12 protein-coding genes are annotated in these 12,985 nt (G+C 68.3%); 10 read left to right on the top strand and 2 right to left on the bottom strand.

Annotated features, from left to right (window positions below):
* The first annotated feature begins 45 nt into the window (after nucleotides 1-45).
* From rplO to rplQ, 7 genes are all read left to right on the top strand, one after another.
* Nucleotides 46-531: a 50S ribosomal protein L15 gene (rplO, locus tag ACF66B_RS06300; RefSeq protein WP_111431854.1), complete on the top strand. Its 486-nt coding sequence runs from the start codon at nucleotides 46-48 to the stop codon at nucleotides 529-531.
* Between the two features lie 114 nt (nucleotides 532-645).
* Nucleotides 646-2,010 (top strand): preprotein translocase subunit SecY, encoded by a 1,365-nt coding sequence (gene secY, locus ACF66B_RS06295; RefSeq protein ID WP_111431853.1) that lies wholly within the window; start codon nucleotides 646-648, stop codon nucleotides 2,008-2,010.
* A complete protein-coding gene (locus tag ACF66B_RS06290) occupies nucleotides 2,007-2,573 on the top strand; it encodes an adenylate kinase (protein ID WP_111431852.1) in 567 nt (188 codons plus the stop codon). Before secY ends, ACF66B_RS06290 begins: the two co-directional genes overlap by 4 nt.
* 328 nt (nucleotides 2,574-2,901) lie before the next feature.
* Nucleotides 2,902-3,270, top strand: coding sequence for a 30S ribosomal protein S13 (gene rpsM / locus ACF66B_RS06285; RefSeq protein ID WP_111431851.1), 369 nt, complete (start codon nucleotides 2,902-2,904; stop codon nucleotides 3,268-3,270).
* A gap of 12 nt (nucleotides 3,271-3,282) precedes the next feature.
* On the top strand, nucleotides 3,283-3,672 hold the full coding sequence (gene rpsK / locus ACF66B_RS06280; protein WP_111431850.1) for a 30S ribosomal protein S11: 390 nt from the start codon (nucleotides 3,283-3,285) through the stop codon (nucleotides 3,670-3,672).
* Between the two features lie 122 nt (nucleotides 3,673-3,794).
* Nucleotides 3,795-4,811, top strand: a complete 1,017-nt coding sequence (locus tag ACF66B_RS06275) for a DNA-directed RNA polymerase subunit alpha (RefSeq protein WP_111431883.1) — start codon at nucleotides 3,795-3,797, stop codon at nucleotides 4,809-4,811.
* Nucleotides 4,812-4,932: 121 nt separating this feature from the next.
* Nucleotides 4,933-5,355, top strand: coding sequence for a 50S ribosomal protein L17 (gene rplQ, locus ACF66B_RS06270; RefSeq protein WP_111431849.1), 423 nt, complete (start codon nucleotides 4,933-4,935; stop codon nucleotides 5,353-5,355).
* Between the two features lie 235 nt (nucleotides 5,356-5,590).
* Here the strand turns inward: rplQ and ggt are convergent, their stop codons facing one another.
* Nucleotides 5,591-7,321 (bottom strand): gamma-glutamyltransferase, encoded by a 1,731-nt coding sequence (gene ggt / locus ACF66B_RS06265; RefSeq protein WP_111431848.1) that lies wholly within the window; start codon nucleotides 7,319-7,321, stop codon nucleotides 5,591-5,593.
* Nucleotides 7,322-7,489: 168 nt separating this feature from the next.
* On the opposite strand from ggt, the gene mfd reads away from it, so the two are divergent.
* From mfd to ACF66B_RS06250, 3 genes are all read left to right on the top strand, one after another.
* Nucleotides 7,490-10,966 (top strand): transcription-repair coupling factor, encoded by a 3,477-nt coding sequence (mfd, locus tag ACF66B_RS06260; protein WP_111431882.1) that lies wholly within the window; start codon nucleotides 7,490-7,492, stop codon nucleotides 10,964-10,966.
* A gap of 77 nt (nucleotides 10,967-11,043) precedes the next feature.
* Nucleotides 11,044-11,871: a hypothetical protein gene (locus ACF66B_RS06255; protein ID WP_111431847.1), complete on the top strand. Its 828-nt coding sequence runs from the start codon at nucleotides 11,044-11,046 to the stop codon at nucleotides 11,869-11,871.
* A gap of 99 nt (nucleotides 11,872-11,970) precedes the next feature.
* Entirely contained in the window at nucleotides 11,971-12,384 is a 414-nt protein-coding gene (locus tag ACF66B_RS06250) for a hypothetical protein (protein ID WP_111431846.1), read from the top strand.
* Nucleotides 12,385-12,425: 41 nt separating this feature from the next.
* Here the strand turns inward: ACF66B_RS06250 and ACF66B_RS06245 are convergent, their stop codons facing one another.
* Complete coding sequence (locus ACF66B_RS06245; RefSeq protein WP_111431845.1) at nucleotides 12,426-12,896, bottom strand: Lrp/AsnC family transcriptional regulator; 471 nt, start codon at nucleotides 12,894-12,896, stop codon at nucleotides 12,426-12,428.
* Nucleotides 12,897-12,985 lie beyond the last annotated feature (89 nt).

Raw genomic sequence — 12,985 nt, 5'->3', positions numbered from 1 at the left:
CATTTCCGTCGCTGGCGGGGCGCGTCCGGCTCGAGGAGAAGCGACATGAAACTGAACGAACTGCGCGACAATCCCGGCGCAACGAAATCCCGCAAGCGCGTCGGCCGCGGCCCGGGCTCCGGCCTCGGCAAGACCGGCGGCCGCGGCATCAAGGGTCAGAAGTCCCGTTCGGGCGTGGCGATCAACGCCTACGAGGGCGGCCAGATGCCGCTCTACCAGCGCCTGCCGAAGCGCGGCTTCAACAACATCAACGCCAAGCGCCACGCGGTGATCAACCTGGGCCTGCTCCAGAAGTTCATCGACGCCGGCAAGATCGACGCGACCGCGCCGGTCGACGAGGATGTGCTGATCCAGAGCGGCCTCGTGCGCCGCAAGCGCGACGGCATCCGCCTGCTCGCCAAGGGCGAACTGACCGCTTCGGTCAACCTCACGCTCACCGGCGCCTCCAAGGCGGCCGTCGAGGCGATCGAGAAGGCCGGTGGCAGCTTCACGGCGCTTGCGCCCGCGAAAGCCGAAGCTCCCGCCGAATGAGACTTGTGGTCGCCCGCCGGGCGGCCTAAGTCATAGCCGACTTTTTGCGCCGCCGGTGCCGCGGGGACCCATTCCGAGACCCTAGCCCGGCGGCGAGCTTTTGGGAGGGCCTTCATGGCATCGGCAGCAGAACAGATGGCCGCCAACCTCAGCTGGGGCACCTTCGGCAAGGCCAAGGATCTCCAGCACCGCATCCTTTTCGCCATCGGCCTGCTCATTGTCTACCGGGTGGGGACCTACATCCCCGTTCCGGGGATCGACGCCGCCCGACTGGCTGCGTTCTTCGATCAGGCGAGCGCCGGAATCGGGGGCATGCTCAACATGTTCACCGGGGGTGCGGTCGGCCGGATGGCGATCTTCGCGCTCGGCATCATGCCCTACATCTCGGCCTCGATCATCATCCAGCTCATGGCCTCGATGGTGCCGAGCCTGATGGCGCTCAAGAAAGAGGGCGAGGCGGGCCGCAAGAAGATCAACCAGTATACCCGCTACGGCACCGTCTTCCTCGCCACCTTCCAGGCCTACGGGCTCGCGGTCGGGCTCGAGGCGGAGAACATGGCGCATGATCCGGGCTGGTTCTTCCGCATCAGCGTCGTCATCACGCTCGTCGGCGGCACCATGTTCCTGATGTGGCTCGGCGAGCAGATCACCTCGCGCGGCATCGGCAACGGCATCTCCCTCATCATCTTCACCGGCATCGTCGCGAACTTCCCCGGCGCGCTGGCCCGCTTCTTCACCCAGGGCCGCACCGGGGCGCTGAGCCCGGTCGTCATCATCGGCGTCATCATCATGGCGGTGCTGGTGGTGGCCTTCGTGGTCTTCATGGAGCGCGCGCTCCGCAAGATCCACATCCAGTATCCCAAGCGCCAGGTCGGCATGAAGGTCTATGGCGGCGAGAGCTCGCATCTGCCGGTCAAGGTGAACCCGGCCGGCGTGATCCCGGCGATCTTCGCCTCCTCGCTGCTGCTCCTGCCTGCGACGATCACCACCTTCTCGGGGGCGGCCGCCAGCGGCGGCAACGGCTTCCTGAGCTATGTCGCGGCATACATGGGCCGTGGCCAGCCGCTGCACATCCTCTTCTTCGGCGCGCTGATCGTGTTCTTCGCCTACTTCTATACCGCGAACGTGGCGTTCAAATCCGACGACGTCGCCGACAACCTCAAGAAGCAGGGCGGGTTCATTCCCGGCATCCGGCCGGGCCAGAAGACGATCGAATATCTCGATTACGTCGTCTCGCGCATCCTGGTGATCGGTTCGGCCTATCTCGCCGCCGTCTGTCTTCTCCCCGAGGTGCTCATCTCCCAGCTTTCTGTGCCATTCTACTTTGGAGGCACTTCCCTGCTGATCGTCGTGTCGGTAACTATGGACACCATCACGCAGATTCAGTCACATCTGCTTGCTCATCAGTATGAGGGGCTGATCGAGAGGTCGCAGCTACGCGGCAGGGGAAACAAGGGACGGAGGAAAACTCGGCGATGAACATTATACTGCTTGGCCCGCCGGGCGCCGGCAAGGGCACGCAGGCACTGCGCCTCGTGGCAAATCACGGACTGATTCAGCTTTCCACCGGAGACATGCTCCGGGCGGCGGTTGCCGCGGGATCGGAAGTCGGACTGAAGGCGAAGGCGGTGATGGAGGCGGGCCAGCTCGTGTCCGACGACATCGTCATCGGCGTCGTCTCGGAACGTCTTGACCAGCCGGACACGAAGAACGGGGTGATCTTTGACGGCTTTCCGCGCACCACGGCCCAGGCCGAGGCGCTCGACAAGCTTCTCGCCGAGAAGGGCATGACCCTCGATGCCGTGGTCGAGATGCAGGTGGATGACGAGCTTCTCGTCGGCCGCATCGAGAAGCGTGCCGCCGAAACCGGTGGCACCCGCGCCGACGACAATGCCGAGACGCTGAAGAAGCGCCTCAAGGTCTACCATGCCGAGACGGCGCCGCTCATCGACTACTACCGCGGCACCGGGAAGCTCAGGACGGTCGACGGGGCGAAGAGCATCGACGACGTGACCTCGGCGATCTCGGGCGTCCTGGCCTGACCGCCGCGCGGGAGCCCGCGTTTTGGCTCCCGCCCGTGCAACACCATTCCTGCGACCCGGCCCCCGGCCGGGTCGCCTCGTTTTCGGGGGAAAGAACCCCGGTTTCCGGCCTTGCATCTTTGCGCAAATCCGCCCTTGACGGCAGGTTCACGGTTTCTATACTCCGCGCTCTCTCCGGAAGGAGAGTCGTTCCCTCTACATTTCACCTCGGGGACGCGGGATGTCTGGCCCAGGGAGTTGGGTATCGGGAGCCTGCCGCAGGGCGGCGGGCATTGGCATATGAGAAAGGGCCTCTTGAGGGGGGCCGAGATGGAACGGAGCTTGAACCTTGGCGCGCATAGCTGGCGTTAACATTCCGACGAACAAGAGGGTGCTGATCGCGCTCACCTACATCCATGGCATCGGCCGCACGAGCGCGCAGGCGCTGTGTGATTCACTCGAGATCCCCGCCGACCGCCGCGTGAACGAACTGAGCGATGCGGACGTGCTGCGGATTCGCGAGTATATCGACGCGAACCTGATGGTCGAAGGCGACCTTCGGCGCGAGAAGCAGATGAACATCAAGCGGCTGATGGACCTCGGCTGCTACCGCGGCCTGCGTCACCGCCGCGGCCTGCCGGTGCGCGGACAGCGGACCCACACCAACGCTCGTACCCGCAAGGGCCCGGCGAAGGCGATCGCAGGCAAGAAGAAATAAGGGGCGCGAGCAATGGCACGTGAAAAGGCGCGCGTTAAGCGCAAGGAACGCAAGAATATTTCGACCGGCGTCGCACATGTGAACGCCAGCTTCAACAACACCAAGATCCTGATCGCGGATGCCCAGGGCAACGCGATCGCATGGTCTTCGGCCGGCACGATGGGCTTCAAGGGCTCGCGCAAGTCGACCCCCTATGCGGCGCAGATGGCCGCCGAGGATGCGGGCAAGAAGGCCCAGGAGCACGGCGTGCGCACCCTCGAGGTCGAGGTGCAGGGGCCGGGTTCGGGCCGTGAGAGCGCGCTGCGCGCCCTCAGCGCCGTCGGGTTCCAGATCACCGCGATTCGCGATGTGACCCCGATCGCGCACAACGGCTGCCGTCCGCCGAAGCGCCGTCGCGTCTGACGACATGAACATCGTCACCGTCCGGCCGGTTTCGGCCGGACGGTGACGAGTGCTTTTCCCTCGGGCGTTCGCGGGTCAATGGGATCTGACCGGCGGACAGGAATGGAGGACCAAGGCCAATGATGATCCATAAGAACTGGCAGGAACTGATCCGGCCGACCGCCCTCGACTTCAAGCCCGGTGCCGATCCGGAACGTCAGGCAACCGTGATTGCCGAACCCCTCGAGCGCGGCTTCGGCCTGACGCTGGGCAACGCGCTGCGCCGCGTGCTCATGTCCTCGCTCCAGGGTGCCGCGATCACCTCCGTGCAGATCGACGGCGTGCTCCACGAGTTCTCCTCGGTGGCGGGCGTCCGGGAAGATGTGACCGACATCGTGCTCAACCTCAAGGGCGTGTCGATCAAGATGGAGGTCGAGGGGCCGAAGCGGCTCGAGGTGCGGGCGACCGGCCCGGGCGTCGTGACCGCCGCCGACATCGTCGAGACCAACGGCATCCAGGTGCTGAACCGCGACCACGTGATCTGCCACCTCGATGACGGCGCCTCGCTCTTCATGGAGCTCGTCGTCGAGACCGGCAAGGGCTATGTCGCAGCCGACAAGAACCGCCCCGAGGATGCGCCGATCGGGCTCATTTCGGTGGATGCGCTCTTCTCGCCGATCAAGAAGGTCTCCTACAAGGTCGAACCCACCCGTGAGGGCCAGGTGCTCGACTACGACAAGCTGATGCTCTCGATCGAGACGGATGGCTCCATCAAGCCCGAGGATGCCGTGGCCTTCGCCGCGCGCATCGTCCAGGACCAGCTCTCCGTCTTCGTCAACTTCGAGGAGCCGCAGGCGGGCGTCCGTCAGGACGAGCAGGACGATCTCGAGTTCAACCCGCTTCTGCTCAAGAAGGTGGACGAGCTCGAGCTTTCGGTGCGTTCGGCCAACTGCCTCAAGAACGACAATATCGTCTACATCGGGGATCTCATCCAGAAGACCGAGGCCGAGATGCTGCGCACGCCGAACTTCGGCCGCAAGTCTCTCAACGAGATCAAGGAGGTTCTCACCTCCATGGGTCTCCACCTCGGCATGGAGATCATCGACTGGCCGCCCGAGAACATCGAGGATCTGGCCAAGAACTACGAAGATCAGTTCTGATCTTCCGCCCGCGGGGCCCCGTCAGGGGCCCCGTCGGCAGACGGGCATTCCCGCCCCAAGGAGCGCGGTCCCACGTCAAGGGCCGCCGGACAAAGCAAAACGACTGAAACGGAGATAGAAAATGCGTCACGGTAACGGTTACCGCAAGCTCAACCGCACCCACGAACACCGCAAGGCGCTGTTCGCCAACATGGCCGGCAGCCTGATCGAGCACGAGCAGATCAAGACCACCCTGCCGAAGGCGAAGGAACTGCGCCGCATCATCGACAAGCTCATCACGCTCGGCAAGCGTGGCGACCTGCATGCCCGCCGCCTCGCGGCCTCGCAGCTCAAGCAGGACCAGCATGTCGCGAAGCTCTTCGAGGTGCTCGGCCCCCGCTACGCGTCGCGCAACGGCGGCTACTGCCGCGTGCTGAAGGCGGGCTTCCGCTATGGCGACATGGCGCCGATGGCGATCATCGAGCTCGTCGACCGTGACGCCGACGCCAAGGGCGCCGCCGACAAGGCCCGCGTCGCCGCCGAAGAGGCGCTCGCAGAGGCATAAGCGGCCCTGCGTCCGGCTCCCGAGACCGGACGCGCGCGACAGATCAGGACTATCCGGCGGCGTGGAGGGAAACCTCCGCGCCGCTTTGCTTTCCGGCGGACGGCCGCGCTCCCGGCGCAGAACATCCGCGCGCGCTCCCGGCGTCTTCGCCGGCGACGGCCAGCGCGCCCGCGCTCGCGCCCGCGCCGCCGGGTCGAGGCGGCGCGGGGGCAGGGGGCCGCTTGCCGCGGCGGAGCTACTGCCCGAGCGCCTCGCCCTCGCGCCGCTTGTCGGCCGCGCCGATGAGCCCCTCCGGCGTGATGGCGATGGCATGAAGCCCGGAGTTGAGATCGCGGATCTTCGTCTCGTGCCCGAGGCCCGCCAGCGCATCGGCCATCGCCTGCGCTTCCGGGCCTTCCTCGATATCGGCCGGGCCGTTGCGGCTCAGCACATGCGGCCGGTCCACCGCCTCCTGCGGGTCGAGCCCGAAGTCGAGAATGCCCACAAGCGCCTGCGCCACGTAGGGAATGATCCGCGAGCCCCCCGGCGAGCCCACCAGCAGCACCGGCACGCCCTCCTCGAGCACCACCGTCGGCGCCATCGAGGAGCGCGGCCGCTTGCCGGGCTCGACGCGGTTCGCCACCGGCTTGCCGTCCTCTTCCGCCACGAAGGAGAAGTCGGTCAGCTCGTTGTTGAGCAGGAAGCCGTTCGTCACCACCTGCGAGCCGAAGCCCTGCTCGATGGTCGTGGTGGCCGAGACGACATCGCCCCCGGCATCGACGATCACGAAATGCGAGGTGCCGTGCTCGGGCGCCGCGAGCCCCGGCGCACGCAGCGCCGCCTCGTCCCAGGGCGGCTCACCCGCCGTGGCCTCGCCCATCGCATGCTCGGGATCGATCAGCTCCGCCCGGCCCGCGAGGTAGTCCGGATCGAGCAGCCCCTCCGGCATGTCGACGAAATCGCTGTCGGCCATGTAGAGCCCGCGATCCGCGAAGGCGAGATTGGCCGCCTCGAGGAAGAGATGCGTCGCCGGAACCCCTTCCCCCATCGCCGGGAGATCCCAGTGCGAGAGGATCCCGAGCATCTGCCCCACGGTCAGCGCGCCGGAGGAGGGCGGCCCCATGCCGCAAACCTCCCAGCTGCGGTACTCCATGCAGACCGGGTCGCGCTCGATCACCCTGTAGCCCGCCAGATCCTCCAGCGTCATCACGCCGGGGTTGGTCTCGGTCTTCACCGCCGCCACGATGTCCCGCGCGATCGCGCCGTGGTAGAACGGCCCGATCCCGTCCGCGGCGATCAGCCGCAGCGTGCGGGCGAAGTCCGGATTGCGCAGCGTCTCGCCTTCCTGGAGCGGCGTGCCGTCCTCGTGGAAGAAGAGGGCGCGCGCCCCGGGAAAGCTTGCGAGCCCCTCGGCCTCGGCGATCGAGGCCGCAAGCCGCTGCGAGACCGGAAAGCCCTCCTCGGCCATGGCGATCGCCGGCTCGAAGAGCGTGGCCCAGGGCAGCTTGCCATAGCGCTCGTGCACCATCTTCATGAGCGCGAGCGTCCCCGGCACGCCGACCGACTTGCCGCCCGGCACGGCGGCGAAGAAATCCATCGGCTCGCCCTCCGGCGTCAGCCAGTAGTCGGGGCCGGCCGCCGCGGGCGCGGTCTCCCGCCCGTCGAAGGACGTGAGCCGCCCGAGCGCGGCATCGCCGTAGAGCAGGAAGGCGCCGCCGCCGATCCCCGAGCTCTGCGGCTCGACGAGGTTGAGCACCATCTGCACGGCCACCGCCGCATCCGCGGCCGAGCCGCCCGCCTCGAGAATGTCGTAGCCCGCCTCCGCCGCCAGCGGATGGGCGGCGGCGACCATGAAATCCTGAGCCTCGGCCGAGACGCGCTCGGTCAGGGCGGTGGTCGCTTCCGGCTGCGGCGTCTGATCCTCGGCCCAGAGCGCCGGCGCCCCGGCCATGAGGCAGAGCACTGCCGTTTCCACAATCCTGCGCATGACTGTCCCCCTGTTCCCGTTGCATGCCCGCCGGACGCGTCTCTGCGCGCTTGAGCGGGCGGCGCGTAATGCACCACTGCGACAATCTCCGAAAGGTAGAGCACCGGGCCCCGCATGGGAAGGCGCGGCGCGCTTGTCACGCCTCGCGCCGTGCGCTACCTCGCCTGCATGAAAGCGCGCAGGCCCCTCTCCCCCGGCCGCCTCGTCGTCGGCGGCTGCCCCGAAGGATTCGACGCCCATCACCTCGTCGAGACGGTGACGCGCGCCGAAGGCCCGGTGATTCACGTCGCCCGCGACGACGCCCGGCTCGCCGCGCTCCGCGCCTCGATCCGCTTCTTCGCGCCGCAACTGCCGATTCTCACCTTCCCGGCCTGGGATTGCCTGCCCTACGATCGCATCTCGCCCAATGGCGACATCTCGGCGGCCCGCATGGCGACGCTCGCGGCCCTCGCCCGTGGCTTCGACCGCCCGGCGGCGATCCTCACCACCGTCAATGCCGCAACCCAGAAGGTTCCGGCCCGCGCGGCGCTTCGCGATGCGAGCTTCGTCGCCCAGGTCGACCGGCGGATCGATGTGGGCAAGCTCCGCGCCTTCCTCGTGCGCATGGGCTACACCCAGACGCCCACCGTCACCGACAAGGGCGAGTTCGCCGTGCGCGGCGGCCTGATCGACCTCTTCCCGCCGAGCTCGCGCACGCCCATCCGGCTCGACCTCTTCGGCGACGTGCTCGAAAGCGCCCGCCGCTTCGAGCCCGAGAGCCAGCGCACCACCGAGAGCGTGAAGCGCGTCGAGCTCGCGCCCGTCTCCGAGGTCATGCTCGACGACGAGGCGATCCAGCGCTTCCGCACCGAATACCGCACCCGCTTCGGCGCCGCGGGCCACGACGATCCGCTCTACGAGGCGATCAGCGCCGGCCGCAAACATCAGGGCTACGAGCACTGGCTGCCCTTCTTCCACGAGCGCCTCGAGACGCTCTTCGACTACCTCCCCGAGGCGCCGGTCCTGCTCGATGACCAGTTCGGCGCCGCCCACACCGCCCGCTGGGCCGCGCTTGCCGAGCAGTACGAGGCCCGCACCGCCGCGCTCGGCGCGAAATCGAAGCTCGGCACCGTCTACAAGCCCGCGCCGCCGGAGCTCCTCTATCTCGACGAGGCCGCCTTCGACGCCGCCCTCGGCCCGGCGCGCCCGCGCCACGAGCTCTCCGCGCTGCCCCGCCATTCCGGCCCCGGCGTGATCGACGCGGGCGGCCGCATCGGCCGCGATTTCGCCCCCGAACGCCAGCAGGAGCAGGTGAGCCTCTTCGGCGCGCTCGCCGATCACATCAGGGCCCGGCGCAAGTCCGGCAATGTCGTCGTCGCGAGCTATTCCAAGGGCGCGCGCGAACGCCTCGAGGGGCTGCTGTCCGACAGCGGCATCGCCGATGCCCGCGAGATTACCCGCGCCTCCGAGATCGAGGGCAAGGGCGGCCTCTTCCTCGCCGTCTGGGGCCTCGAACACGGCTTCGAGGCCCCCGGCCTCACGGTGATCGCCGAACAGGACGTGCTGGGCGACCGGCTGATCCGCGCGCCCAAGCGCCGCAAGCGCGCCGAGAACTTCCTCACCGAGGCCGCGGGCCTCACCCCCGGCGATCTCGTCGTCCACGTCGATCACGGCATCGGCCGCTACAAGGGGCTCGAGACCGTCACGGCGGCCGGCGCGCCGCACGAATGCATCGCGCTCGAATACGCCGGCGGCGACAAGCTCTTCCTGCCGGTCGAGAACATCGAGCTGCTCTCGCGCTACGGCCACGAGGAGGGCCTCCTCGACCGGCTCGGCGGCGGGGCCTGGCAGGCCAAGAAGGCCAGGCTCAAGGAGCGGATCCGCGACATGGCGGAGAAGCTCATCCGCATCGCGGCCGAACGCGCGCTCCGCAAGGGCCCCGTCCTCGCGCCGCCCGACAATCACGGCTGGGAGGAGTTCTGCGCCCGCTTCCCCTATGCCGAGACGGAGGATCAGCTCAACGCCATCGCCGACGTGCTCGAAGACCTCGACAGCGGCCGGCCGATGGATCGCCTCGTCTGCGGCGACGTGGGCTTCGGCAAGACCGAGGTGGCGCTCCGCGCGGCCTATGTCGCCGCCATGTCCGGGGTGCAGGTCGCGGTGATCGCACCGACGACGCTGCTCGCCCGCCAGCATTACAAGGGCTTTGCCGAACGCTTCCGCGGCCTTCCCGTCCGCGTCCGCCAGCTCTCCCGCTTCGTGCCCGCGAAAGAGGCCGCCGAGACCCGCAGGGGGCTCGAGAACGGCGAGATCGGCATCGTCGTCGGCACCCATGCCCTTCTGGCGAAGAACATGAAATTCGCCAACCTCGGCCTTCTCATCATCGACGAGGAGCAGCATTTCGGCGTCGGCCACAAGGAGCGCCTGAAGCAGCTCCGCTCCGACATCCACGTCCTCACCCTGACCGCCACGCCCATCCCCCGCACGCTCCAGATGGCGCTCTCCGGGGTGCGCGAGCTCAGCCTCATCGCCACGCCCCCGGTCGACCGCCTCGCCATCCGCACCTATGTGAGCGAGTTCGACCCGGTGACGGTCCGCGAGGCGCTTCTGCGCGAGCACTACCGCGGCGGCCAGTCCTTCTACGTCGTCCCCCGCATCTCCGATCTCGCCGAGGTCGAGAGCTACCTCCGCGAGCACGTGCCGGAGGTGAAGCATGTCACCGCCCACGGCCAGATGGCCGCGACCGAGCTCGACGACCGGATGAACGCCTTCTACGACGGCAAATACGACGTGCTGCTCGCCACCACCATCGTCGAGAGCGGCCTCGACATCCCGGCCGCCAACACCCTCATCGTCGAGCGCGCCGACATGTTCGGCCTCGCCCAGCTCTACCAGATCCGCGGCCGCGTCGGCCGCTCGAAGCTCCGCGCCTATGCCTTCTTCATGACCGAGCCGCGAAAGCCGCTCACGCCCCAGGCCGAGAAGCGCCTGCGCGTCCTCGGCTCGCTCGACAGCCTCGGCGCCGGCTTCACGCTGGCAAGCCAGGATCTCGACATCCGCGGCGCCGGCAACCTCCTCGGCGAGGAGCAGTCCGGCCAGGTCCGCGAGGTGGGCTTCGAACTCTACCAGGAGATGCTCCAGGAGGCGATCGCCAAGCTCCAGTCGGGCGACGCCGGGCTCGCCGACGAGGGCGAATGGTCGCCCCAGATCAATCTCGGCGTCCCCGTCCTCATCCCCGAGACCTACGTGCCGGATCTCGATGTCCGCCTCGGCCTCTACCGCCGCCTCTCCGCGCTCGAGAACAAGGTCGAGATGGAGGGCTTCGCCGCCGAGCTCATCGACCGCTTCGGCCCGATCCCGGCCGAGGTCGAGACGCTGATGCTCGTCGTGCGCATCAAGGCGATGTGCAAGCGCGCCGGCATCGCCAAGCTCGACGGCGGTCCCAAGGGCGCCACCGTCCAGTTCTGGGGCGACAAATACGCCAACCCCGCCGGGCTCGTGGAGTTCATGCACGAGCAGAAGGGCCAGGCCAAGGTCAAGGACAACCGCATCGTCCTCCGCCGCGACTGGGCCGATGCGGCCACGAGGCTCCAGGGCGCCTTCGCCATCGCCCGCGACCTCGCCCGCCACGCCGCGCCGCCCGACAAGGCCAGAAAGAGCGCCTGATCCGGCGATCGGCCGCCTGCGGATTTTGAGCCCGCCGCCAGACGTGCTATCCTTCCCCCCGCAGGGGAGGGTTCGCCATGGACACGCAAGAGGTCTGGGGCACGACGGTCCGGTATTTCGGCAACCACGCGCAGCAGCGGATGCAGCGGAGCGCGCACCACCTCTGGACCCTGCTGCACAATGATCCGGCCTTCGGCTACGAGGGGCGCAGCGTCGGCGTCGATGGCGCCTCGCCCCGCGATGTGCCGCTGCTCGCCGCCCTTGCGCGCGTGCAGGGCGCGAGCATCAGCCACTACACCCATCCCGAGGACGAGGCGGCCCTCGTCCGCGATTTCACCGCGCAGGGCTTCGCCACCGACCACTGGGATCAGTTCATGGGCAACGAGGCCTGCCTCGCCGCCTGCCGGGCCGAGGTGCGCAAGAGGCCGATCCCGGAAAGCTACCGGCTGCACCGGATCACGCCCGAAACGGCCCCCCACTGGTTCGACCGGCTCGCCGAGACCGCGCTCGCCTGCCACGTCCTGCCGCCCGCCTCGACCGTCCTGACCGCCGAGACCCAGCGCGCCGTCTGCCTCTTCCTCGAGGCCCCCGACGGGCAGGTCGCCGCCTGCGCCGGGGCGGTGATGCGCAACCACCGCGAGAGCCCCTACGGCACCGCGTCCTGGTGGGGGATGCTCGCGGTCCGCGAGGCCGACCGGGGCAGGGCGCTCTCGCTTGCGCTCGGCGCCCGCGTCGCGCTCCACATGCACGAGACCTTCGGCGCCGACACGTTCTACACCGGCGTCCGGCGCGACAACGCGGTCTCCCGGCATGTCTGCGCGCGGCTCGGCGTGGTCGAGAGCGGCCTCGGCTGCCTCGCGGTGCTCGACCCGGAGGCCTTCGGCGGCGCAGGCTTCACCAAGTGACCGCGGGGGCCGGGCGCCCGCATCCCGCACCCGGAGGCAAAAACGGTTCGGCCTGATGCGATTTTGCCGTAGCCTTCCCCCGAAACGGTGGAGGACGGGATGGACGCAGGCACGACGGATCTCATCGAGACGACGCTCCGGCACATGAGTTTCAGCTATTACGGCTGGTTCGCGGTCTATGTCGGGCTCGGCGTCACCGCGGTGATGCTGCCGGGGCTCGCCGCGGTCGGCATCGGCTCGCCCGAAACCCAGCGCCGCCTCGCCGCCGCCGCCGCGCTCGTCGCCGCGACCTTCGCCTTTCTCAAGCCGCATGAATACGCCACCGGCTTCGATGTCGGAAAGCGCCTCGTCTGGCAGACCGAGATCGCCTGGCGGCTCGGCACCATCGACGAGGCCGAGGTCGCCCGCCGCCTCGAGGAGGCCGTGGCGGTGACGACCTTCCGCTATGGCGGCAAGGCCTCCGCCAGCAGCTCGGCGCTCGAAGACCTCTTCGATCAGTCCGCGGGGCTCTAGGGCGGATCCGCGTCAGGGCCCCGGCGCCCGATCCCCCGGTCTCAGAGCGGCGTGATCCCCGCCTGAACCGGCCGCTCGAGATAGGTCGAGAGCGCGACGTAGCTTTTCGTCGAGATGACCTCGGGCAGGGCATAGAGCCGCGCCAGCAGCGCCTCCAGCGCCTGCGTGCTTTCCATCCGCACCTTCAGGATCATGCAGGTGTCGCCGGTGACGGAATGGATTTCCTCGACCTCCGGCAGCTCCTCGATCTGCATCAGGGCATCGGTCTTGCCCCAGCCGGTCGTGTTCACATGCACGAAGGCCAGAAACCGCTTTCCGGTCATCGCCGGATCGAGCCGGGCGGTGATCGCCCGGATGCGGCCGCTGGCCTTGTATCGCTTCACCCGCTCGTGCACCGCCGGCGCCGACAGCCCGACGGCCTTGCCGAGATCGGCATAGCTCTGCTCGGCATTCTCGGTCAGCAGCCCTAACAGGTTTCGGTCGATCTGATCGAGGCCGAAGGTGTCTTTCATGGATGTCCGAACCACATTCGATTTTTCCGGGGTAATGCGGAACAGGGTATCAAGCCCGGGCCGCCGCGTCTATTGGTCCGGAAAAAGCC

This window comes from Amaricoccus sp. B4 (assembly GCF_043226085.1).
Taxonomy (GTDB): Bacteria; Pseudomonadota; Alphaproteobacteria; order Rhodobacterales; family Rhodobacteraceae; genus Amaricoccus.
Note: the sequence above shows the minus strand (reverse complement) of the source record. Positions and strands in the feature narration are given on the sequence as shown.